The sequence below is a fragment of the Grimontia sp. AD028 genome (assembly GCF_000973155.1).
In the GTDB taxonomy this organism is placed as follows: domain Bacteria; phylum Pseudomonadota; class Gammaproteobacteria; order Enterobacterales; family Vibrionaceae; genus Enterovibrio; species Enterovibrio indicus.
Genome location: NZ_LASY01000085.1, coordinates 19,706 through 42,241, shown reverse-complemented (window position 1 = coordinate 42,241; position 22,536 = coordinate 19,706). Strand labels below are relative to the sequence as shown.

20 protein-coding genes are annotated in these 22,536 nt (G+C 47.4%); 10 read left to right on the top strand and 10 right to left on the bottom strand.

Features of this window, described 5'->3' with window-relative positions:
* Positions 1-63: 63 nt before the first annotated feature.
* The 3 genes from RN22_RS17870 to RN22_RS17860 form a co-directional block, all read right to left on the bottom strand.
* Positions 64-1,020, bottom strand: coding sequence for a hypothetical protein (locus RN22_RS17870; RefSeq protein ID WP_052737563.1), 957 nt, complete (start codon positions 1,018-1,020; stop codon positions 64-66).
* 225 nt (positions 1,021-1,245) lie between these two features.
* Entirely contained in the window at positions 1,246-1,788 is a 543-nt protein-coding gene (locus RN22_RS17865) for an NADPH-dependent FMN reductase (RefSeq protein WP_046306357.1), read from the bottom strand.
* A 52-nt stretch (positions 1,789-1,840) separates the two neighbouring features.
* Positions 1,841-2,710 (bottom strand): pirin family protein, encoded by an 870-nt coding sequence (locus RN22_RS17860; protein ID WP_046306355.1) that lies wholly within the window; start codon positions 2,708-2,710, stop codon positions 1,841-1,843.
* A 106-nt stretch (positions 2,711-2,816) separates the two neighbouring features.
* Here RN22_RS17860 and RN22_RS17855 point away from each other — a divergent pair, with 106 nt between their 5' ends.
* Positions 2,817-3,728 carry a LysR substrate-binding domain-containing protein gene (locus RN22_RS17855; protein WP_046306353.1) on the top strand — a complete coding sequence of 304 codons (912 nt, stop codon included), beginning with the start codon at positions 2,817-2,819 and terminating at the stop codon, positions 3,726-3,728.
* A gap of 2 nt (positions 3,729-3,730) precedes the next feature.
* Here the strand turns inward: RN22_RS17855 and RN22_RS17850 are convergent, their stop codons facing one another.
* From RN22_RS17850 to gcl, 6 genes are all read right to left on the bottom strand, one after another.
* On the bottom strand, positions 3,731-4,213 hold the full coding sequence (locus RN22_RS17850) for a GNAT family N-acetyltransferase (RefSeq protein ID WP_046306351.1): 483 nt from the start codon (positions 4,211-4,213) through the stop codon (positions 3,731-3,733).
* 378 nt (positions 4,214-4,591) lie between these two features.
* Entirely contained in the window at positions 4,592-5,206 is a 615-nt protein-coding gene (locus tag RN22_RS17845; protein WP_046306348.1) for a TetR/AcrR family transcriptional regulator, read from the bottom strand.
* A gap of 70 nt (positions 5,207-5,276) precedes the next feature.
* Positions 5,277-6,632: a glycerate kinase gene (locus RN22_RS17840; protein WP_231590923.1), complete on the bottom strand. Its 1,356-nt coding sequence runs from the start codon at positions 6,630-6,632 to the stop codon at positions 5,277-5,279.
* A gap of 141 nt (positions 6,633-6,773) precedes the next feature.
* Positions 6,774-7,664, bottom strand: coding sequence for a 2-hydroxy-3-oxopropionate reductase (locus RN22_RS17835; protein ID WP_046306346.1), 891 nt, complete (start codon positions 7,662-7,664; stop codon positions 6,774-6,776).
* A 4-nt stretch (positions 7,665-7,668) separates the two neighbouring features.
* Positions 7,669-8,457 carry a hydroxypyruvate isomerase gene (hyi, locus tag RN22_RS17830; RefSeq protein WP_046306343.1) on the bottom strand — a complete coding sequence of 263 codons (789 nt, stop codon included), beginning with the start codon at positions 8,455-8,457 and terminating at the stop codon, positions 7,669-7,671.
* 32 nt (positions 8,458-8,489) lie between these two features.
* Positions 8,490-10,268: a glyoxylate carboligase gene (gcl, locus tag RN22_RS17825; RefSeq protein ID WP_046306341.1), complete on the bottom strand. Its 1,779-nt coding sequence runs from the start codon at positions 10,266-10,268 to the stop codon at positions 8,490-8,492.
* A 293-nt stretch (positions 10,269-10,561) separates the two neighbouring features.
* Here gcl and aceB point away from each other — a divergent pair, with 293 nt between their 5' ends.
* The 7 genes from aceB (at position 10,562) to guaD (ending at position 20,015) form a co-directional block, all read left to right on the top strand.
* Positions 10,562-12,187 carry a malate synthase A gene (gene aceB / locus RN22_RS17820; protein WP_046306338.1) on the top strand — a complete coding sequence of 542 codons (1,626 nt, stop codon included), beginning with the start codon at positions 10,562-10,564 and terminating at the stop codon, positions 12,185-12,187.
* A gap of 51 nt (positions 12,188-12,238) precedes the next feature.
* Entirely contained in the window at positions 12,239-12,679 is a 441-nt protein-coding gene (locus RN22_RS17815; RefSeq protein ID WP_046306336.1) for a heme-binding protein, read from the top strand.
* Between the two features lie 239 nt (positions 12,680-12,918).
* Complete coding sequence (locus RN22_RS17810) at positions 12,919-13,653, top strand: GntR family transcriptional regulator (protein WP_046306334.1); 735 nt, start codon at positions 12,919-12,921, stop codon at positions 13,651-13,653.
* A gap of 295 nt (positions 13,654-13,948) precedes the next feature.
* Positions 13,949-15,403, top strand: coding sequence for a xanthine dehydrogenase small subunit (gene xdhA / locus RN22_RS17805; RefSeq protein WP_046306332.1), 1,455 nt, complete (start codon positions 13,949-13,951; stop codon positions 15,401-15,403).
* A complete protein-coding gene (xdhB, locus tag RN22_RS17800) occupies positions 15,393-17,774 on the top strand; it encodes a xanthine dehydrogenase molybdopterin binding subunit (protein ID WP_046306331.1) in 2,382 nt (793 codons plus the stop codon). The genes xdhA and xdhB overlap by 11 nt, the downstream gene beginning before the upstream one ends.
* 23 nt (positions 17,775-17,797) lie before the next feature.
* Positions 17,798-18,694 (top strand): xanthine dehydrogenase accessory protein XdhC, encoded by an 897-nt coding sequence (gene xdhC, locus RN22_RS17795; RefSeq protein ID WP_046306329.1) that lies wholly within the window; start codon positions 17,798-17,800, stop codon positions 18,692-18,694.
* 4 nt (positions 18,695-18,698) lie between these two features.
* Entirely contained in the window at positions 18,699-20,015 is a 1,317-nt protein-coding gene (gene guaD / locus RN22_RS17790) for a guanine deaminase (protein ID WP_046306327.1), read from the top strand.
* An 85-nt stretch (positions 20,016-20,100) separates the two neighbouring features.
* Here the strand turns inward: guaD and RN22_RS17785 are convergent, their stop codons facing one another.
* Positions 20,101-20,535, bottom strand: a complete 435-nt coding sequence (locus tag RN22_RS17785; protein ID WP_046306325.1) for a VOC family protein — start codon at positions 20,533-20,535, stop codon at positions 20,101-20,103.
* A 640-nt stretch (positions 20,536-21,175) separates the two neighbouring features.
* Between RN22_RS17785 and RN22_RS17780 the strand changes: the two genes are divergently transcribed.
* Both RN22_RS17780 and RN22_RS17775 read left to right on the top strand, forming a co-directional pair.
* Complete coding sequence (locus tag RN22_RS17780) at positions 21,176-22,114, top strand: hypothetical protein (protein WP_046306323.1); 939 nt, start codon at positions 21,176-21,178, stop codon at positions 22,112-22,114.
* A gap of 78 nt (positions 22,115-22,192) precedes the next feature.
* Positions 22,193-22,495: a hypothetical protein gene (locus RN22_RS17775; RefSeq protein ID WP_046306322.1), complete on the top strand. Its 303-nt coding sequence runs from the start codon at positions 22,193-22,195 to the stop codon at positions 22,493-22,495.
* The last annotated feature ends 41 nt before the right edge of the window (positions 22,496-22,536 follow it).

Here is a 22,536-nt window from a genome sequence, read left to right as displayed (position 1 = left end):
ATAAACAAACGCCCCTATTCTATTAGGGGCGTTTGACTTAATAGCGCTATTTGCAGTGGAAGTTTAACGCGCCAATTTACCTAAAGCTTCAGCCACCATATCGACATTGCCAATACCACCGGATGGCAAATAGCCGCTACCGGAGAATCCTGTAAAGGCTGATGGTGCCTCACCAATCAGAGAACTCATGGTCGTCCCGGGTTTCGCTACTACGTATACGTTAGGGCCAGCAGTTTCTGTGAACGTCTGATCCGTCACTAAATTGCTGAGTGCTGAAACACGTTTCTTTCGGTCAACACTCCACCAGTTCGCCACAAAATTTGCCCCGCCAGGGTGACATTCCGCGGTTGCTTCTATCACTTCACCGAAGATGTTAAATGAATAGTCATGATTGCCAGGCACACTCACACTGAGTTGTGCAACATCACAGGTACCCGGAGTGGTATCAACCTGCGCGTTAATCATGTGCTCATTAAACATCGCGGTTTCCATCCCCATTCTTTTCATCGCACCATAGTAAGCAGGAGAAGAGGTTTGGTAGCTCAATGCATATATATTGAAATCTGCACCGTTCGAACCGTCGTTATTGAACGTCGTCGCTGGTAGATTGGAAGTATTGATTGGTGTGCCCACATGAGCAAACGCGACATTCTCATCAGTGAATACTCGGCCCTTTGCATCTGTCACTTGGATGACTTCGCACTGCAAAGAACGAATAATCAGCATGCCGAGGTTGTCTGAACCTTCGAACACAAACCCCATATCTGAAAGGCTGTTTACAGTAATGCCTGACGGAACCAGCGAAGTCAGCGCATCCTTCTGTACAGCTATACCTCCCGCAATTTCCCGGCAGTTCGAGAAATCCACATCAGAGTTGCTGAAGCGCTTACCTTGATAAGACTGTTTGTGAGATTTCACAGTGTCAGCGCCTTTTGGGCTTCCTTCTTTCGCGATCACCGCTGGAGCAAGTGCCATTGAGGTAACAAGCGCTGTTGCTAAGGTGACTCTATTGATTGTCATGCGAACTCCTTATCCATAGTCGTACTGTTTGTTGTACAGAAACCAATCTACAGCACCGTGATTAGCAACATAATCCGGCATTAAATGAACTAATAGTTCTGGAAATAAGCACTAATCCATATCGGTATATTCTACTACGCCAGCACCTGAGGCTCTGTGTGTTCACAAATAAAAAACCCGCATTAGGCTGCGGGTTTTATCGAAGTTAATAGGAGAGTTAACTTGCTAGACTGGAGAAACAGCGCCCTCAAATTGACGCAATATTTCATCTAATTCTGCGGTAAGGCTTGTATCTCTTATGGCTTTGTTTTCCTGATCAAAGTTGTCATAGAAACTCGGTAAACTAAAGACTCCGACGACATTGCCACCAAAATGCGGAGCCCCTTCTTTAGCCAGCTTCAGGACTGTATTCGCGCCACCTGGGCCTGGGGATGTCGCGAGCAAGATAATCGACTTTCCTTGATAGACGTTTCGATCGATACGACTTAGCCAATCAAACAGGTTCTTAAATGCCACCGTAAAATTGCCATTGTGCTCAGCAAATGACACTAAAATTGCGTCGGCATTTTCTATCCGCTTCTGGAAAGCGTAGGCGCATCTAGGAATGCCATAATCCTCTTCCAAATCGCTATTGTAGATAGGTAAATCAAAGTCATTGATTTCTACATAGTCGACATCAGCGTTCTTGATCTTTCCCGCCGCATATTGGACGAGTTGCTTGTTAATTGATTTACGGCTGTTAGTTGCAGCAAAAGCGAGTATTTTCATCGTTTAATCTCGTTCAATAATGATACTTGGGATAATCAATATCAGTCTGGTCTTAAAGCTGGCCCAACTCTCCGGCTTGATAGCGGGCAACAACCTCATTGATTTCTTGCTGTGAACTCATTGCAAACGGTCCTTGCTGGACAAAACTCTCGTTAATGGTTTCCCCCGACAGCAGCGCAAAATGGCTATGCTTCTTGTTATCACCACGAACTTTTAATACAGAAACATCTTTAGGGACGATCGAGACTGAATCCCCTTGATCTAGAACATGCCATTCATCGTCTATTTGATACTCGATTTTTCCTTCCACGGCATAGAGCCAAGCATTGAACCCATCGGGAATTTGGTGTTCAAAACCTGAACGCTCATCGGCAAAACCATCAAGAATGGTAAACGGCCATACCGAGGAAACCTGTGTTTTCGCGCGGTTACTTTCTCCCAGCACCAGCCTGACGCGATACCCTTCTCCCACCAGCGTAGGCATGTCCTCTCGCTTCACATGAAGAGAGCTAGGCGACTCATGTTTCAACGTTGCCGGGAGATTCACGAAGATCTGCAAACCATGAATTTTCGCACCAAGTCTTGGCGCTTCGTCATGAACCGCGCCACGACCAGCGTTCAGCCAATAGAGATCTCCCGCATGAATATCGAAGTCGTTGCCTAGCGAATCACGGTTGTTAAATTTGCCTTCTGTATCCTCAAACAGAACGGAAACCGCTGAGATACCTGCGTGAGGGTGCGCACCGAATGTCGGTACTGTCATGGTGTAATGATCAACCATGATGATTGGGTCCATCGCCCCTTCAAATTGCGTATGGCGAAAACCAATACCCGTGAATCCTTCTCCAATATTCAATGGGCTGCCAGTCACATGCTTATCCAATACAGTACTCTGGTTTAATTGGGCTGCTGAATTCGTCATTGCTCTACTCCGTTCTATTTGTTGGCTTAAAAACAATGTAACGAGTTGGATTCCGGATAAAAACCGTTAGAATTCGAACTCTACGTTCCATAAATAGGACGATAAAATGAAATTCGACTTGAATGACTACTTTTACTTTGTGCATGTCGTTGAGAAAAAAGGATACACAGCCGCCGCTAAAGCGTTGAATATGCCAAAGTCACGGTTGAGCCGACACGTTGTACAGCTGGAAGAGCGCTTAGGTGTCAGGTTATTGCAGCGAACGTCCCGTAATGTTGCGGTGACAGAAGAGGGAAAGAGCTTCTACCATCATGCCCGAAAGTTGGTAGATACCTTAGAACTTGCAGAAGCTGCCATGGACAACCGCAGTGGGAAACTCACAGGGAAAGTGGTCATTAGTTGCTCAACAGGTGTCGCTCAATTCGCCTTACTAAGCATTGTGACCGAGTTTGCCAAGCTACATCCTAAAGTGCATATCGAGCAACGTGTTACCAACGCAATGGAAGATCTTGTCGCCGAAGGGATTGATATAGCTATCCGCGGACATAGCGCAGAGCTGCCTGACTCCAGTCTCATCCAGCGATTTATTACTACTGTGGAATGGCAGTTCTACTGCTCGCCCCGTTACCTCGAAACGCTTCAACAGTTAAACACGCCCTACGATCTTGCTGATTGTCAGTTTCTGAAAGTTGGCAGAAGCGGTTCCAAAGACGCTATTCCACTCATGAACCGAGACGGGCTACGTACTCACCAAACATCCAATATCGCTTTGTGCTCAGAAGATATGTCGACCATACGACAAGCCGCGATTGAAGGGTTAGGTGTGACTGCACTGCCTGACTATGTATGCCGCACTGCATTACAAACGGGAGAGCTAGTTCGCGTTCTGCCCGATTGGCTTTCACAGTCGGCAAGTTTAAGTCTGTTGATGCCTTCAAGGCTGGGCGTACCGCCACATACCAAAGCGTTGGCGGAATTTATTCGAGAGAAACTTCCCTTGGTGGTTAGGGGCTGTTGACCTTAGAGCAGCCACTTATACATCACAAAGCTATCGACATAGCCCATTCGCGGATGTTTGTATGCTTTGGGAATGGTTCCGATGATATCAAAACCCAGTTTCTGCCAGAGTTTTACTGCCACTTCGTTGCTAGAAACCACGCTGTTAAATTGCATCGCCTTAAAACCAAGTTTTACCGCAACTTGCTGAGAATGTTCACACATCTGACGGGCAATACCTTTACCTCTTGCCTGGTCGGAAACCATGTAGCCGCAATTGCAAATATGACGGCTCGGCCCCATCGCATTGGGCTTGATGTAGTAAGTGCCGAGAACGACATCATCCTCAACGAAAACAAACGTCTTCAGAGGCACTTCGCACCAAAGCTGGTAAGACTGTTCGACAGTCATATCCGCATCAAAGGCATAGGTTTCCCCTGCCTGAATAACACTGGAGAATGTCGGCCAGAAGGATTGGAAGTCTTGAGGGGTTATTTCGCGGATCATGGTATTCACTATTCAGACTATTCAATTGCGATGGGAAATATTTGTTATCAGCATTAATGGTCACTAGTCTCCCCCGCCGAAATCTCCTCCGGAGGAGTCATATCTGTCTGAAGTGTCCTGAGACTTTGGGGAATCGTCTCGTGGGCGATTGGGGTCAGTTATATATATGAAGAAGGCGGTGGCGAAAGCGACAAAAAATACAAGAACGGACCAAGGCATAAGAAACCCCGAAATCGCGGAGAAGAGTATGCCTATTCCACTTAGAAACACTATTAATAAAGTCATGAACAACCTATCTTACTTTTCAACATCACAATACATTCACAGAAGCTTGGAGATGCATTAGGTAAATATCTAACACCATATATGCCTCCACTATCAATCCGCATGCTTTACGCCGCACCCTCTCAGCACCAAATTCACCAGAAATTCTGCCGCATCTTCGAAGTCTTGATCTTCTAATTCAAACTGACCGCTGACCTGACATATCTGCCAGTTAAAGTCAGCGTAGGTTTGGGTTGATGACCAAAGCATAAACATCAGATGCTTGGGAGGCACTGGCTCCATCCAACCCCGATCAATCCAATATTCGAACTTGTTCAGAATCATTCGAGATTGATCCATCAAGGATTCTGCAATGTCACTTGGGAGGTGCGGTGCGCCAGCCATCACTTCAGCAGCAAAAGTCTTCGAAGCGGCGGCGTATTCTTTAGATATGCGCAGTTTGGTACGGATATATTGGGTAAGCGCTTCTCGCGGATCGTTGAGCTGCTCGATAGGGTAAGACGCTTCGAGCAATGGCTGAGTGACGCTTTCCAGCACTGCGCGGTAGAGGTTGTCTTTGGTATTGAAATAGTAATAGAGGTTGGGTTTAGGAATTTCGGCGCGTTGGGCAATTTCGGCGGTCGTCGTTGCAGCATAGCCTTTTTCTGCAAACAGTTGGCTGGCGACTTCGATGATCTTTTCCTGATTTTTCGTCCTGATGCGTGACATTACCCGTCCGTGGATTCATTAAAGCGTGTAATCACAACTTTAATGAATCCTAGACAATTCATCCAGTCAATCACTCTGGTAATATCAATATTGCTCTGAAGTCATTCACATTAGTGCGGGTTGGCCCGGTAAAAATCAAGCCGCTAAGCGCTTCAAAAAAACCATAACTGTCGTTGTTAGTCAGGTAAGGCTCGGGTGACAGTTTCTTCTCTGCAGCAGCGACATAAAAATCCGGTTTCAACTCTGCTCCGGCATTGTCTTCCACACCATCAATGCCATCTGTATCACAGGCCAACGCATAAATTCTGCCCCGAATAGCGGGCTCTTTCTCAAGCGCTTGATAGAGTGATAACAGAAACTCACAATTGCGCCCTCCGCGACCATTACCTTTGACTGTTACAGTGGTTTCACCGCCAGAGAGGATAACGCAAGGTGCAGGGAAAGGCTGATCATGTTTAGCTGCACTGCTTGCCATGGCTGCATGCACCAGTGCAACTTCCCGTGATTCTCCCTCCAGAGTATCTCCCAGAATGTAAGCGGGTATCCCTAGCGATTCCGATAAAGTCTGCGCAGCAACCAGAGATTCGAAAGGCGTTGAAATAATCTCAAAACGGCTTTTTGACAGTCTCTCGTCACCGGCTTTTGGGGTTTCAGATGCTTCGCTTTCCAGCCAACAAGTGACATTGTCACTTACTGGAATGTCATATTTATTCAATACGTTAATAGCATCAAAACGTGTCGTCGGGTCTGCGACTGTCGGACCTGATGCGATAACATCTGCGGCATCTCCCGGCACATCAGATATCGCAAGCGTAAGCACACTTGCAGGGTAAGCCGCTTGTGCCAGCTTCCCTCCTTTTACAGCGGAAAGATGCTTTCTTACACAGTTCATTTCATTGATGGCAGCTCCCGATTTCAACAGGGCTTTGTTGATGTCCTGTTTCTCGGAAAAGTCGATGCCCGGTGCAGGTAAGCTTAATAAGGCTGAGCCTCCGCCGGATAGCAAACATATCACCGTGTCATTTTCATCAAGGTTCGTGACCAAATTCAGGATGAGCTTCGCGACTTTCTCTCCTTCACCATCAGGAACCGGGTGCGACGCTTCCAATACTTCGATGTGCTTACAAGGTGTGCCATGCAAATAACGTGTGACAACAACGCCACTTATCGGCCCTTCCCATTCATCTTCCAACGCTTGAGCCATTGAAGCAGCCGCTTTACCTGCACCGATCACAACTAAATTTCCCGAGCGGTCTTCAGGCAGATACTTTTTAATATTTCCATAAGGAAGGGCGGCTTCAACCGCAGCGTCGAACAATTTCCGGAGAAATATCGAGGGTGATAAACCTTCAATGGATGCCTTTTCTGATTCTGACTGTTTTATTAGGGTTTCTTCGCCTTCCTTGAACACTTCCTGCTGATCCATTGCTTATCTCCATAGAAAAAAAAGCCCGTCGTGAAAGAAGCGGGCAAAACACTAAGGACCTGTAAAACGTAAACTCAAGTTGGAGGTACTCCAAGCAGCGAAAAGCTGGACACTTCAAACTGCTTGGTATGGTTCACGGCGTTATTCGCCGCGGATGTTGTGGTTTGAAAGCGATTCAATGGCTTTAATAAGCGCAGAGTGATCCCAATCTTCCCCACCTTGCTCAGCACATAAGCTGAATAGCTCTTGTGCGGATTTTGTATTCGGCAGTGAAACGCCAAGCGTTTCAGCCCCTGTTAATGCTAAGTTCAAATCTTTCTGATGCAGGCGGATCCTAAAACCAGGGTCAAAGGTTCCTTTCACCATGCGCTCACCATGAACTTCCAGCACTTTTGAATTAGCAAAGCCACCCAGCAGCGCGTTGCGGATCCTTGCTGGATCTGCGCCTGCTTTAGAAGCAAACACCAGCGCTTCAGACACGGCTTCAATATTGAGTGCCACAATGATTTGGTTAGCTACCTTGCACACCTGACCCGCACCGTTATCACCGACCAGATTGATGTTCTGCCCCATGGCGCCAAACAGTGGCAATGCTTTTTCGAACGTGGCTTCTTCGCCACCAACCATGATGGTCAAGGTGGCATTGATGGCACCGACTTCACCGCCAGAAACAGGCGCATCAAGGTAAGCCGCACCACTTTCGTTGACCCGGGCAGCAAAGCTTTGGGTTTCAATGGGAGATATAGAACTCATGTCGATGACTGTCTTTGTGGCATCCAGCACTGGCTCTATACCATCTTCACCAAACAGAACATCTTCGACATCTGGTGTGTTTGGCACCATAACGATAATGAAATCCGCGTCATTAACCGCTTCACGATTCGAAGGATAGGCTTTTGCACCACCTTCGACTAATGAAGCAGGTGCCCTTGTACGGCTTTCTGACAAATTGAGTTGATACCCGGCTTTTTGTAGGTTTTCAGCCATTGGCTTACCCATGATGCCGGTGCCGATAAATGCGATAGTTGTCATTCCATTACTCCTCATTTTGTCCGTATGTCTGAAGCCATTTCATGCCTTCTTCGGTGGTGGTAGCTGGCTTATATTCGCACCCAACCCAACCCTCATAGCCAATAGAATCTAAGTGGCTGAACAGGAAGTGGTAGTTCAACTCCCCGGTCCCAGGTTCATGACGACCAGGATTATCTGCGAGCTGAACATGCCCAATACGGTCTAACGTCGAGCTTAAGGTTTGGGCAATATCCCCTTCCATAATTTGCATGTGGTAGATGTCGTACTGCAGTGAAAGGTTGTCGCTCCCGACCGCATCGCAAATCCGAACTGCCTGTTTGGTATTGGTTAGCGCAAAGCCCGGGATATCCCTTGTATTGATTGCTTCCACAACCAACCGGATACCTGCCTTTTCCAACTGGGCATTCGCAAATTTCAGGTTTTCAATCAGAGTCTCTTCAGCTTGGTCCTGACTAACACCCGAAGGAACGATCCCAGCGAGACAGTTCACTTGCTCACAGTTCAATACATTGGCGTATTCAATCGCTAGTGCAACGCCTGCCCGGAACTCATCAACACGTGCCGGGTCCGCTGCAATCCCGCGATCTCCTGCGTCCCAATCCCCTGCAGGTAGGTTAAACAACACTTGCTTCAGATGGTTACGGTCCAGTTCTGCCTTCAGCTCATAGGCATCAAATGCGTACGGAAACAGGTACTCCACTCCCTTAAAACCGAAGTTTGCCGCGGCATTAAAGCGCTCGATGAAAGGCAGTTCAGTAAATAACATTGATAAATTGGCAGCTAACTTTGGCATTTCAATTTCCTTATTCCATAAGAACCAAACAGTTATTGGCGATTGGCTGCCAATGCAGTAGGCGCATCAGCAATAGAGTCAGCCAGAGATTCAAATTCATTCACAGAGTCAATCTCTACACCCATGGAGATATTGGTGACTTTTTCCAGAATGATTTCTACAACAACCGGTACACGATGCTTAGCCATCAAGGTCTTTGCCTCTTCAAACGCCGACGCAATTTGTTCTGGGTCGGTAACACGCAGCGCCTTACAACCCAGTCCTTCCACCACGGTGACATGATCGACACCATAATCGGCAAGTTCAGGTGCATTCTGGTTTTCAAAGGCCAACTGTACGCAGTAGTCGATATCGAATTGACGCTGCGCCTGACGGATAAGCCCCAGGTAAGAGTTGTTCACCAACACATGGATGTAAGGAAGGTTGAACTGGGCACCAACAGCGAGTTCTTCAATCATGAACTGGAAGTCGTAGTCACCTGAAATAGCGACAATTTGGCGCTCAGGATCCGCAGCACGAACACCTAGTGCGGCAGGCACCGTCCAGCCTAAAGGTCCGGCTTGACCACAATTAATCCAGTGGCGAGGTTTGTACACGTGTAGGAATTGCGCAGCGGCAATTTGAGACAAGCCAATGGTACTGACGTAACAGGTTTCACGATCAAACGCGCGGTTCATCTCTTCATAAACACGCATTGGTTTTACTGGCTGTTCGGTATAGTGGGTTTTTCGCAGCATGGTAGCTTTGCGCTGCTGACAATCACCAACCCATGAAGAGTGATCGTTCAGTTTGCCTTGCGCTTTCCATTCTTTTGCTACTTCGATCAGCACAGTAAGCGCTTGGTGTGCATCAGACACGATCCCCAGATCCGGACAGAACACGCGCCCGATTTGGGTTGGTTCAATGTCGATGTGAACGAACTTACGCCCTTCGGTATACACATCGACCGAGCCCGTATGCCGATTTGCCCAACGGTTACCGATACCGAACACCACATCAGACGCTAACAAAGATGAATTGCCGTATCGGTGGGATGTTTGAAGCCCAACCATACCCGCCATCAACTCGTGGTCATCTGCAATAGTGCCCCAGCCCATCAAAGTTGGAATAACCGGTACACCTACGATTTCGGCAAACTCCTGTAAAAGTTCTGAAGCATTTGCATTGATCACGCCGCCGCCAGAAACGATCAGTGGACGCTCAGCTGCAACTAGCATCTCCATCGCTTTTTCTGCTTGATGGCGCGAAATCGAAGGTTTGTAAGGCTCAAGTGGTTCATAACTGTCGATATCAAATTCGATTTCAGCCAGTTGAACATCTAAAGGTAAATCAATCAGTACAGGGCCTGGACGACCTGAACGCATAACCTGAAAAGCGTGTTGAATTGCGCGTGGCACCTGTGCGGGTTCTAAAACTGTTGAACACCACTTAGTCACAGGACGAGCAATGGATTCAATATCTACCGCCTGGAAGTCTTCTTTGTGAAGTCTGGCACGTGGTGCTTGCCCTGTAATACAAAGAATGGGTATTGAATCAGCCTGTGCCGAATAAAGACCGGTAATCATATCGGTACCTGCGGGGCCTGACGTTCCTATACAGACACCGATGTTCCCAGGGTTTGCTCGGGTGTAGCCCTCGGCCATGTGAGATGCACCTTCAACATGGCGTGCAAGTATGTGGTCTATGCCTCCCGCTTTCTTCAGCGCTGAGTAAAAGGGATTGATTGCTGCGCCCGGCACACCAAACGCTTTCACCACACCTTCTTTCTTCAGCACTTCAACCGCTGCATCAATCGCTCTCATCTTTCCCATACAAAACTCCATTTGTATACAATTTGAGTGTATATTGTATTCTTAGATCGATTGTTTTTTAATCGCAAGGAATTTTTTACAGTTCTAAAACATTTGAACGAAGCACAACGGCGGCAAAATCATGGCTGACAGTGCATTGGAAAGAGGTCAGACAAGTTACTGAGTAAATGGAATTTTGGTACCACCCTATTCACAATGCATTAACATTGTGCTTTTATTGTTCTCTATAACAACACCATCAAAGAAACATTATTAGAGTTTAATTGTATACATTAGATTAAAGGACCCTGCCGATGTATGAACTAGAAAGTACTTCAGAAAATCGTTCCAGCTCAGCAGCTTGCTCCAGCATTAAGATCGTTGGGCCTTTGTTCAACGAAGACGCTAAAAGCATTCTGAATGCGGATGCATTGAACTTTATATCTGCGCTTTGCCAACAGTTCACGGGACCATTGTCTTCGCTACTGATTGACAGAAAGCGTCAACAGGAGAAATTCGATAGCGGTGCCCTACCTGATTTCAGGAGCGATACTGCAGACATTCGAGACGCTCGAGATTGGAAAGTGGCTGATATTCCGGAGATATTGCTCGATAGGCGCGTTGAGATAACAGGCCCCATTGACCGAAAAATGGTGATCAATGCGCTCAACTCTGGCGCAAATGTATTTATGTGTTGCTTCGAGGATGCCACTTCACCGACCTGGGAAAACATGGTGAATGGCCAAGTCAACATGCGTGATGCCAATGCGGGCACAATCTCGTATAGCGACCCGAAAAATGGCAAGCATTATCAGTTAGCTGATAACCCCGCGACATTGATCCATCGTCCAAGAGGTTTGCACCTTCAGGAATCCCATATTCTTTTCGATGGTAAACCCATGCCAGCCAGCCTAATGGATTTCGGGTTGTACTTTTTCCACAATTACCAATCCCGCAAAGCAAGTGGCCAAGGCGTTTACTTCTATTTGCCTAAGCTTGAGTCCATGGAAGAAGCTGCATGGTGGGAATCCGTGTTTGATTTCACCGAAGAGTACTTTTCTGCCGAAACAGGTACGATACGCGCCACTGTTCTCATTGAAACCCTTCCAGCTGTATTCCAGATGGAAGAGATCCTCTACGCAATGCGTAAGCACATCGTGGGTATGAACTGTGGCCGGTGGGATTACATTTTCAGCTACATCAAAACGCTGAAGAACCACACCGATCGCATCTTGCCTGATCGTCATGCCATCGGCATGGATCAACCTTTCTTGGAGGCGTACAGCAAACGTCTTATCCAGACCTGCCATCGCCGTGGAGCATTAGCAATTGGCGGTATGTCTGCCTTCATTCCATCCAAAGATCCTGACGAGATGGCTCGCGTAACACAGAAAGTGATTGAAGATAAACGCCGTGAAGCGACGAATGGTCATGATGGCACCTGGGTCGCACATCCTCATTTGGTATCACTTGCCCGCGAAATATTTGATGAATACCTGAATGGCGCGACAAACCAACGCCACTTTATTCCTGATGGAAGCTTTAACAGCGAAATCCTTCTTCGACCAAGCCAAGGACCAAAAGATGAGCCCGGTGTAAGAAAGAATATCCGAATCGCGGTGCTTTATATGGAAGCCTGGCTACGTGGTATTGGTTGCGTACCTATTTACGGGTTGATGGAAGATGCCGCTACGGCAGAAATTTCCCGCGCCAACATTTGGCAATGGCTCAAGCATCAGGTGTCCCTGGATGATGGTCGACCATTTACCACTGAGCTATTTAGAGCGTGGCTCGATCAGGAAGTAAAGGACATGAAAGCGTCAGCAGGCAATGGCGAATTCAGAAAATTTGATGAAGCATCGGCGTTGTTTTTCACCCTCTCAACCGATACTCACTTTGCTGATTTTCTCACCATTCCTTGCTACGCAAAACTTGAATAACGAGCATTGGCGGCTGCTTTAAGCCGCCCCTAAAAATCTAGGAGACCTTCAATGGAAAATCTGACGATGATAAAAGCACTGGAAATCACCACTAAGGTGTTCCATGCGGCGCAAGAAAGGAAAACCCAGCCGCTAACGGTGGCCATTTTGGATAAAGGCGGCGCCCTTATTTCACTCCAACGGCAAGATGGCTCCAGTATGATGCGACCAGAAATAGCAATTGCCAAAGCCTGGGGGGCATTAGCTCTGGGGTGCTCCTCCAGAAAGATTGCGGATGATGCCCAAAGCCGCCCTTGCTTTATCTCGTCAGTCGCCACACTTGCGCAGGGAAACCTTGTTCCCGTTCCCGGTGGTGTGCTCATCCGAGACGCGTCATCGGAATTACTCGGTGCAGTCGGCGTTTCCGGCGATATCTCTGATACGGATGAAGCTGTCGCAATTGCCGGTATCATCGCTTCCAGTCTGAAAACTGATGCCGTTCTGGCAAGCTGATTCCACCTTCAAACGGCCGGGCTTCCCCGGCCGTTAAATCTCTATCCTCAATTCTCTACCTTGGAACAGTACCCGCCCCGCAAACCGATAACAGCACCAATACAATAATTGCACCAATGTTGTACAATCGAGTTAGCTATTCTTATACAAAACAACACGCATAACCTTTACGTTCTCTTTTAGAACGTTATTTTGCAGCGGACTCGCTAGAGACGGCGAGTCGGGAAAGGAACTACTGTATGACAGGGCTTCTCAAAGCAACGAATAAAAAAACCAAACAGACAAACCCCAAAATGACACAGGATGACATCGTATACGGTCATATCTTTGATGCGATCTTGGAACAACGCCTGCCACCTGGCACCAAACTCAGCGAAGAAGCATTGGGCGAAATCTTCGGCGTCAGCCGCACCATCATTCGCCGTGCCCTATTACGACTCTCTGTAGAGCAGGTTGTCAGTACCCGTCCAAACCGCGGCTCTATTGTGGCGTCACCAACCGTTGAGGAAGCAATGCAAATCCTCAAAGCGCGTGAAGTGATGGAGCTGGCCATTGTCGAACTGGCAGCAGAGAACGCGACACCGGAACAGATCGCCAAATGCCGCGCCATGGTTGCAGAGGAAAATGAAGCCATTGCGAAAAACGATACTGGACGCAGCATCCGCCTTTCTGGCGAATTTCATATCGAACTTGCTGCGATGGCAAATAATCTGCCGTTGATGAGCTTCCAACGTAGCTTGGTGTCCCAATGTTCACTGATCATTGCTCTGTATGAGTCATCTAAGAAAACGCACTGCTCTTGTGACGAGCACACTCAGCTACTCGATGTGATAGAGGCGGGAGATAAACAAGCGGCTATAGCGCTAATGAAGACTCATCTTGACCATATCAATTCCAAACTGAACCTGCATGATGATTCTGGCACACAGGATCTTCATGCTGTGTTTTCGAAAGTATTGAAGAAGAAAGCCTGATACCTCAATCAGTTTAAAAACGGCCTGAATGTTGAAGCATTCAGGCCGTTTTTTCTTTCTGTCATCGTCCTCTCAGTTATCAAAACCGAGAATCATGAACGATCGACCTCACAGATTGTATACAATCTTCACTTTCCATTTCTGATGCTGAACCTTAGAAATACTCATTACCTACTGTTTTTATTCAATATTTGATTGTTAATTTCATAATAATCACTTGTTAACAGAAAGTTGACCGAACGGTCAGAAATGACTAGCTTGTAATCAATGGATACGAAAACGTCATGGAGGCCGTGTGATCCGTTTCCTTTTAAATCAGACTTTGCAGGAAGAGAAAGACATTTCTCCTAACCTGACTGTGTTGAATTACCTGCGCGAACATCTGCGCAAAACAGGAACCAAGGAAGGTTGTGGCTCTGGTGATTGTGGAGCTTGTACCGTTGTTTTGGGTGAAGTGGTTGATGGCAATCTAGAATATCGAAGTGTTAACTCTTGTTTGACCTTTGTTTCCGCCCTTCATGGCAAACAACTCATCACAGTAGAAGACTTGCGAACGAAAGATTCGCTGCACCCCGTACAGCAGGCCATGGTTGATTTTCACGGCAGCCAATGTGGCTACTGTACACCTGGCTTTATCATGTCGATGTTCGCGCTCACTAAAAACCACCCCAATGCGGACAAAGAAGACACTTATGAAGCATTGGCGGGCAACCTTTGTCGCTGCACCGGTTATCGACCCATTGTAGAAGCTGCACTGTCGCTGAGTCAGGAAACGCCGATTAGCGACCAGTTTGCTGAATACGAGCGTGAAACGATTGAAAAGCTGAATGCGATTGGCAAACCTGAACTGGAATATCACGCAGACGGCAAAACGGCATTCACACCGACTAACAGCGATGAACTGGCAAAAACGCTGATGGCGCACCCCACTGCTAAACTGCTGGCAGGCGGCACTGACCTTGCACTGGAAGTGACTCAGTTTCATCGCGATATCGAAAAACTGATCTATCTTGGCCGCGTTGACGATATCAAAACCGTTAACGAGACAGATACCCACATCGAAATCGGTGCCAATGTGCCTTTCACTGATGTATATCGCGCATTGGAACCACACTACCCAGATTTCGGCGCGCTGTTACAACGCTTTGCATCCCTACAGATCCGTAACCAAGGCACGATCGGTGGCAATATTGCCAACGCCTCTCCCATTGGTGACGGACCACCTCTGCTGATTGCCTTGGGATCAACCGTGATTCTTCGCCGCGGTGAAACAGCACGGGAAATCCTGCTTGAAGACTTCTTCAAAGATTACAAAGTGACGGCGCTACAACCCTCTGAGTTTGTACAAACCATTCGTGTGCCGAAACCGCAACCTAATCAGCCATTCAAAGCCTACAAAATTTCGAAGCGTTTTGATGATGATATCTCAGCAGTCTGCGGAGCATTCAGACTGACATTTGAAGGTGACACTGTCACTGAAGCTCGTATTGCTTTCGGTGGCATGGCGGCCATTCCAGCGCGCGCCACCCATTGCGAGCAGGAGCTTGTAGGTAAGCCACTGAGTGCGGAAACTATTCAAGCCGCAATGTCAGCTTTGGAAAATGACTTCTCACCCATTTCCGACTTCAGAGCGACAAAGGAATATCGCGCTGAAACTGCAGCGAACTTGCTTTACCGTCTGTTCACAGAGCTCAGTTATACGGCTGATGGAAAGAAAATTGAAACGAGGGTGATTCATTATGTCTCGTAAAACGACCCCAGCGATGACCATGGAAGAAATGACCGCGCAAGCGAAAGCTGGATTAGCGACTGGCGTCGGCAAATCGGTAAAACATGAAAGTGCTGAAAAGCAGGTATCAGGCGAAGCGCTCTACATTGACGATCGCGGCGAATTCCCTAATCAGCTTCATGTGTACGCGCTGATGAGCCCACATGCTCACGCAAATATTACCAAGTTGGATGTATCACCTTGCTACAAAGTGCCCGGTGTTCGCACTGTGATCACCGCTGAAGATGTGCCGGGTGAACTCGACATTGGCCCTATCCTTCCCGGCGATCCAATGCTCGCTGACGGCAAGGTCGTTTATGTCGGTCAGCCTGTGATTGCGGTTGCCGCTGACAGCCTCGACAATGCCCGAAAAGGTGCAGAAGCCGCCATCATTGAATACGAATTGTTGCCTGCAGCTCTTGATGTAGAAGAAGCCTTGGCGCAGGAGCTGTTTGTTACCGATAGCCATACCCAAAAACGGGGAGATTCAGCGGCAGCGATAGCTAATGCAGAACACGTACTGGAAGGCTCGCTTCATGTCGGCGGTCAGGAGCATTTTTATCTTGAAACGCAGGTTTCGAGTGTTGTCCCCACTGAAGATGGTGGCGTGATCGTTTACTGCTCCACTCAAAACCCGACAGAAGTGCAAAAGTTAGTTGCGTCCGTTTTGGGTGTTTCTATGCACAAGGTATTGATCGACATGCGCCGTATGGGTGGTGGCTTTGGTGGTAAAGAAACACAAGCCGCCGCGCCCGCCTGTATTGCAGCCGTGATTGCAAACCAAACAGGCCAACCAGTGAAATTCCGTTTGCCACGTCGTGAAGACATGATGATGACGGGTAAACGCCACCCCTTCTTTAATCAATACAAGGTGGGCTTTGACGACAACGGTGTGATTCAAGGGATTGAAATCGTGGTGTCAGGTAACGCGGGACACTCACCGGATCTGTCTCGCTCAATTGTCGACCGTGCCATGTTCCACTCTGACAACGCATATTACCTTGGCAATGCCACAGTAACCGGGCACTGTGTGAAAACCAATACGGCATCAAACACTGCGTACCGAGGGTTTGGTGGCCCGCAGGGCATGATGACTATTGAGCATGTGATGGACACCATTGCCTGTCACCTCAAGAAAGATCCTCTTGAAGTTCGCAAAGCGAATTACTACGCGGGCGAAGGTCGTGACGAAACGCATTACTACCAGAAGGTAGAGGACAATTTCATTCACGAAATGACAGCCGATTTGGAAATGTCCTGCGAGTATGAGAAGCGCCGAAAAGCCATTGCGGAGTTCAACGCCAACAGCCCTATCCTGAAGAAAGGCATTTCTATCACACCTGTGAAATTCGGTATCTCTTTTACCGCCACATTCCTTAATCAAGCCGGCGCGTTAGTCACGGTTTATACCGATGGCAGCATCTCGCTGAACCATGGTGGCACGGAAATGGGTCAGGGCTTGAACACCAAAGTCGCGCAGATTGTTGCTGAAACCTTTAGTGTGGATGTCGGTACGATTCAAGTGACCGCAACCAACACAGAAAAAGTACCGAACACTTCGCCTACTGCAGCATCATCTGGTACTGACCTGAATGGTAAAGCCGCGCAAAATGCCGCACTCACCATCAAAGAGCGAATGGTAAACTTCGCATCCTCGCACTTTGATGTTTCTCCGGAAGATGTAGCATTCAGCAATGGCATTGTGTCAATTGGCGACAAGCAAACCATGACATTTGCTGACTTCACCGAACTGTGTTGGTTTAACCAAATTTCGTTGGCGGCATCCGGTTTCTATCGCACACCGAAGATCTTCTACGATCACGAAAAAGGACGCGGTCGCCCTTTCTATTACTTCGCTTACGGCGTCTCATGTTCAGAAGTGATCGTCGATACCCTCACTGGCGAATATAAAGTGCTGCGCACTGACATTCTTCACGATGTAGGCGCATCGCTTAACCCTGCGATTGATGTTGGCCAAGTCGAAGGTGGCTTTATTCAGGGGATGGGCTGGCTGACAACAGAAGAGCTGGTTTGGAATGACAAAGGCCAGTTGATGACCTCAGGCCCTGCCAGCTACAAGATCCCTGCTGTCGCTGATACACCGGAAATATTCAACACACGATTGGTAGAAAATCGCGCCAACCCAGAAGACACAGTCTTCCATTCGAAAGCCGTCGGCGAGCCACCGTTTATGTTGGCCATTTCGGTGTGGAGCGCTATTCGTGATGCTGTCGTGAGCGTGGCAGATGAAGGCGAAATCCCTCACCTGCCAGCACCTGCGACACCTGAGCAGGTTTACAACGCCATCAAACAAGCGCGAAAAGGCAAATCGCCTTTGCCATTCGAGATGTAAGCGTCGAAAAGTGGAGGTCAGTGATGTTTAAAGACAATTGGATCCAGGCGCTGGCAGAGCTCGAAGCCAAAGGCACGCCCTGTGTGATGGTCACGGTGCTTGAAGACAAAGGCTCGGTACCGCGCGGCGCTGGCACAAAAATGCTGGTGACTGAGAATGAGGTTATCGCCACTATCGGTGGTGGTCACCTTGAACATGTCGCGATGAAAGCCGCACAAGAAATGCTGGCGCATGGTGAAAGTGACATGAAAATCGAAGGCTTTAATCTGGGCGCTCGTCTTGGCCAATGTTGTGGAGGTATGGTGACACTAAGCTTTGAACCTATTGGCCAACAACGTCATGTTCTCGCGCTATTCGGTGCAGGACACGTCGCCAAAGCCATGGTTCATATTCTGGCTACTTTACCGTTCAAGGTGATTTGGATTGATGAGCGTGAAGATCAATTTCCTGATGTCATTCCTGACAACGTGGAAAGGCGCTTAACGGACGATCCTGTTGGCGAAGTTTCCACGCTTCCTACTAACAGTATGTATCTGGTGCTCACACACAACCACCAGCTGGATTTCGAACTTTCGCGTGCCATCTTAAAGCGCGGAGACGCCAAATACTTTGGCCTGATCGGTTCCCTATCAAAGCGAAAACGCTTCGACTATCGCTTAAAAGAACGTGGCTTTGATGATGCAACCATCAACACTATGATTTGCCCCATCGGCATCGACGCGGTGAAAGGAAAGCACCCGGCGGAGATCGCCGTATCTGTAACAGGTGAGCTTATCGCTTGTTATCAGGGTGAACAGATTGCCAATAAACGCGAGTCCTCTACCCATTCAGCATCACAGAAACAGGCTGAGAAACTCTCTATTCTTAAACGAGAGCCTGAAGATAACGATAACAAAAATAACGAGAAAATAAGGGCATAAAGGAATGACAGACCCAAAAGCTCATCCGGCAAAAGCCTTTCGCGCCGCCATATTACATAGCCTTGCCAACCCAACGGACGTGGGCTTGGAAGACTCTTATCAGTACTTCGATGATGGCGTTCTGCTGGTTGCCGATGGTCACGTTGTGAAAGTCGGTCACGCTGACGATATCCTTTCTTCGCTCGACCCTAGCATCGAAGTGGTCGTGCTTGAAAACAAACTGATCACACCTGGCTTTATTGATACCCATATCCACTACCCTCAAACCGGCATGATCGCCGCCTATGGTGAACAGCTTCTAGACTGGCTGAATAACTACACCTTCCCAGAAGAAAAGCGCTTTGCTGATGTAAATTACGCCCGCGAAGTTGCGGTGCAATTTCTTGATGAACTCGCTCGCAATGGCACGACGACAGCGTTGGTATTTGGCACTGTCCATAAAGAATCCGTCGATGTCTTTTTCCAAGAATCGGAGAAACGAAACCTTCGGATGATTGCCGGTAAGGTACTGATGGATAGAAATGCACCTGAAGATCTGACCGACACCCCTGAATCTGGCTATGAAGACAGCAAAGCGCTGATCGAAAAGTGGCATAACAAAGGACGTTTGCATTACGCCGTGACACCACGATTCGCGCCCACCAGCACGTCTGAGCAATTACGTTTAGCAGGCAAACTGCTTGAAGAGTATCCCGACGTTTATATGCACACTCACCTTTCTGAAAACCAGAAAGAGATTGAGTGGGTGCAGGAACTGTTCCCGAACAGTAAAAACTACCTGGATGTCTACGACCAACACGGATTGCTTTCCAGCCGCTCAGTGTTTGCCCATGGTATTCACTTGTGTGATGGCGAATGCAAGAGACTCCAGGAAAGCGATTCAGCGATAGCCTTTTGTCCTACCTCTAATTTGTTCTTAGGTTCCGGCTTGTTCCCGCTTTCTGAGATCGAAGCCAAAGGTATTAAGGTAGGAATGGGAACAGATGTCGGCGCTGGCACCAGCTTTTCACTGCTTCAAACCATGAGCGAAGCTTATAAAGTGATGCAACTTCAGGGTAAAAAGCTTCACCCTTTGAAGTCTCTGTATCAGGCCACATTAGGTGGTGCCAAAGCACTCTCTCTGGATCATGTGATTGGTAATTTCGAATCAGGTAAAGAAGCTGATTTTGTTGTACTGGATTTACATGCGACCCAATTAATGAAGTTCAGGATGGAACACGCTCAATCATTAGAAGACAAACTCTTTGTGCTAATGACGTTGGGTGATGACAGAACTGTATGTGACACCTATTCCTATGGCCAATCTGTTTACAACCGCTGAACAAACAACCTGATAATAAAAGGCCTCTGTCAGCAGCGCTCTGCCAGCATGCAGCAAGAGGCCTTCTTTCTCGTCACCATCTACTTCATCTTGAACACAGAGCAGCACGAAGCGCCATTGGATGGTCATCGTTCATTTGTAGTAAATCCCATAGATTGCCATACAAATCTTCAAACACAGCGACCGTGCCGTAATCTGCCTCTTTCGGTTCACGGACGAACTTGATTCCCAGCGCCACCATTCGATGATAATCACGCCAAAAATCATCAGTATTCAGAAACAGGAATACCCTGCCACCAGCTTGGTTGCCGATGAAATTGTGTTGTTCTGGTTTCGATGCCTTTGCCAACAACAAGCTCACCCCGTTTGAACCTGGTGGTGACACTACAACCCAACGTTTATCCTGCTCTGGCTGATAAGTATCTTCAATCAATTCAAACTTCAGCTTGTTGACGTAAAAATCAATCGCTTCATCATAGTCATTCACGACCAAGGCAATGTGGATAATAGATTGCTTCATTGCTTCTCCCTTTCTCATCACAATCATTCTTAGGGACGATTAAAGTCCGTGCAAAGCAGCATTCATAAAGCACTTGTTTTTCGATTAGCATGACCAAAGGGCATGCGTTTTCATTTTTCGTTGGATGAAATACATACCCAAAGCACTTGGTGACTAGCCCACCAAGTGCTTTTTCTTGCCTTGAGAGGCTACTTATTGACCACTTGAACTTTGCGCTAATGTTATCACCAAGATCAGTATCGGTATCTTAAAACTGCCATCTCCTATACATGTTTGAAGCACTGTCTCTTCAGGGCTCAAACTGAAAAGCCCCTTCACTCTTTACTTGATATTCATTTGTACGCACACAAAGCAAACGTTTGCTCTTTCCGATTCCATACCACAGGTTAACACGATGTAATCAACACTTTATCAATCGGAATATTTGGCACTCACTTCATCAGCTAACACAAATATAAAACCATATGTTTTACATGTGATTTCATCTTGAGAATTAAAAACACCGTTCATATAATGCCGCCGAATTGATTGTCCGGACGATAATTCGCAAAACAAATGCATTGAGCTTGGATGCTCTATAAGGATTAACAAAGCGCCTTACTGGGATGTTTTGGTGTTTCGTATATTTAGGATTAAAGAGATGCGAGCAGGAAGTATCAGCCTTGCACTGGCTTTGGGGTTAGTCGTTACAGGTTGTGGCGAGGACAAGTCAAATTCAGGTAACACAGCAACAACAGTGAATATCTATCAGTCCATTGATAATTGTGAATTCACTTCAGCACAGGACGTGAATAACTGTCCTTTCAACAAAGGGGTTTACGTTCTTAACTTTGACCCTTTAAATATTTCTGCTTCAGAACATCAAGCCGTTGTAACACGGGTCACCAATATGATGACTTGGGCAAGCCGTGATGTTCAAAATGCTTTTAACGCCAAAACACTGGTATTGGGCGTCATTCCCTCTCAGAACGATGTGGATCCATCATCACCAACACCAGCAGGAGAGTTTGTTGTTAACCTCGCCTTGAACGGTAAAAGTGTGGTCAATGGCGTTGAGTTACTGTTCACCCAAGATGGCGGTATCAACGAGACGAACGGCCCAACGACTTACCAGAAAATGATGCAGCTTTTTGATTACTACATTGACGATCAAACGCTGGCAGGTGATGAGCTGGATACAGCCTATGTCGCCTTCAATATCGCTATCCCGTTTGTTGCGGCACAAGCAAATGCTCAATCTGTAGTGCTACCGCACATCTCATCTTATGACTATTGCCCTTACTCCAATGGTCAAATCCCATCATGTACCAATGACCCTGACCCAATTCACGAAGCTGCTGGTGTCGACATGAACTCTGGGGCAGTAGCCGGCACGGTTTACGAGTATATGGTTGAAGGTTCAAAAACTTCACCGCTTGGAGAGCTTGAAATTAATGACGGCAGCAAGTTCATCAATAAGGGAATTGTTGGCACTGATGATCCAACGCTGTTGCCGCATGAAGTTCTTAGAAGCTGGGAAAACCCCGCTTTCATTCCAATGGTTGAATACCTGAACAAACACTTCTTTGTGAATCGTTAAAAGAGTTCACGCTGGATTTGGCACCCATTTTTACTGGGCGGTATTGGTTCGCCCTTATTTTGCAAGTCGGGAAATAACATGAAAAAACTCGTATGCGCTATCGCACTATCAGTCGCTCTGACTGGCTGTTCCACGCCTTTTGATGAAAGCGCAAAGTTCAATGCATTCAATGCTCAAACCAATGTCACCACAATGGACAGCGTTGTTTCTTATCATGGTGAACCTGATGAGATCATTGAAGTCGCAGATACTACGGTTTACGTTTATGAGTACCGCGAAACCGTCGATATTATTCCGTATTTCATGTCTACCATGGCCTTCCGATCGCGAGCTTTCACCTTCGATAACGAGACTAAAACACTGTTGAAAGTCACTGACTAAAACGAAAAAGCATCCGCTGAGACACTCAAGCGGATGCTTTC

What these genes read in the sequence shown, in the direction of transcription:
- RN22_RS17870 (WP_052737563.1), bottom strand. Translation starts at nt 1,020, where the DNA reads ATGACAATCAATAGAGTCACCTTAGCAACAGCGCTTGTTACCTCAATG.
- RN22_RS17865 (WP_046306357.1), bottom strand. Translation starts at nt 1,788, where the DNA reads ATGAAAATACTCGCTTTTGCTGCAACTAACAGCCGTAAATCAATTAAC.
- RN22_RS17860 (WP_046306355.1), bottom strand. Translation starts at nt 2,710, where the DNA reads ATGACGAATTCAGCAGCCCAATTAAACCAGAGTACTGTATTGGATAAG.
- RN22_RS17855 (WP_046306353.1), top strand. Translation starts at nt 2,817, where the DNA reads ATGAAATTCGACTTGAATGACTACTTTTACTTTGTGCATGTCGTTGAG.
- RN22_RS17850 (WP_046306351.1), bottom strand. Translation starts at nt 4,213, where the DNA reads ATGATCCGCGAAATAACCCCTCAAGACTTCCAATCCTTCTGGCCGACA.
- RN22_RS17845 (WP_046306348.1), bottom strand. Translation starts at nt 5,206, where the DNA reads ATGTCACGCATCAGGACGAAAAATCAGGAAAAGATCATCGAAGTCGCC.
- RN22_RS17840 (WP_231590923.1), bottom strand. Translation starts at nt 6,632, where the DNA reads ATGGATCAGCAGGAAGTGTTCAAGGAAGGCGAAGAAACCCTAATAAAA.
- RN22_RS17835 (WP_046306346.1), bottom strand. Translation starts at nt 7,664, where the DNA reads ATGACAACTATCGCATTTATCGGCACCGGCATCATGGGTAAGCCAATG.
- hyi (WP_046306343.1), bottom strand. Translation starts at nt 8,457, where the DNA reads ATGCCAAAGTTAGCTGCCAATTTATCAATGTTATTTACTGAACTGCCT.
- gcl (WP_046306341.1), bottom strand. Translation starts at nt 10,268, where the DNA reads ATGGGAAAGATGAGAGCGATTGATGCAGCGGTTGAAGTGCTGAAGAAA.
- aceB (WP_046306338.1), top strand. Translation starts at nt 10,562, where the DNA reads ATGTATGAACTAGAAAGTACTTCAGAAAATCGTTCCAGCTCAGCAGCT.
- RN22_RS17815 (WP_046306336.1), top strand. Translation starts at nt 12,239, where the DNA reads ATGGAAAATCTGACGATGATAAAAGCACTGGAAATCACCACTAAGGTG.
- RN22_RS17810 (WP_046306334.1), top strand. Translation starts at nt 12,919, where the DNA reads ATGACAGGGCTTCTCAAAGCAACGAATAAAAAAACCAAACAGACAAAC.
- xdhB (WP_046306331.1), top strand. Translation starts at nt 15,393, where the DNA reads ATGTCTCGTAAAACGACCCCAGCGATGACCATGGAAGAAATGACCGCG.
- xdhC (WP_046306329.1), top strand. Translation starts at nt 17,798, where the DNA reads ATGTTTAAAGACAATTGGATCCAGGCGCTGGCAGAGCTCGAAGCCAAA.
- guaD (WP_046306327.1), top strand. Translation starts at nt 18,699, where the DNA reads ATGACAGACCCAAAAGCTCATCCGGCAAAAGCCTTTCGCGCCGCCATA.
- RN22_RS17785 (WP_046306325.1), bottom strand. Translation starts at nt 20,535, where the DNA reads ATGAAGCAATCTATTATCCACATTGCCTTGGTCGTGAATGACTATGAT.
- RN22_RS17780 (WP_046306323.1), top strand. Translation starts at nt 21,176, where the DNA reads ATGCGAGCAGGAAGTATCAGCCTTGCACTGGCTTTGGGGTTAGTCGTT.
- RN22_RS17775 (WP_046306322.1), top strand. Translation starts at nt 22,193, where the DNA reads ATGAAAAAACTCGTATGCGCTATCGCACTATCAGTCGCTCTGACTGGC.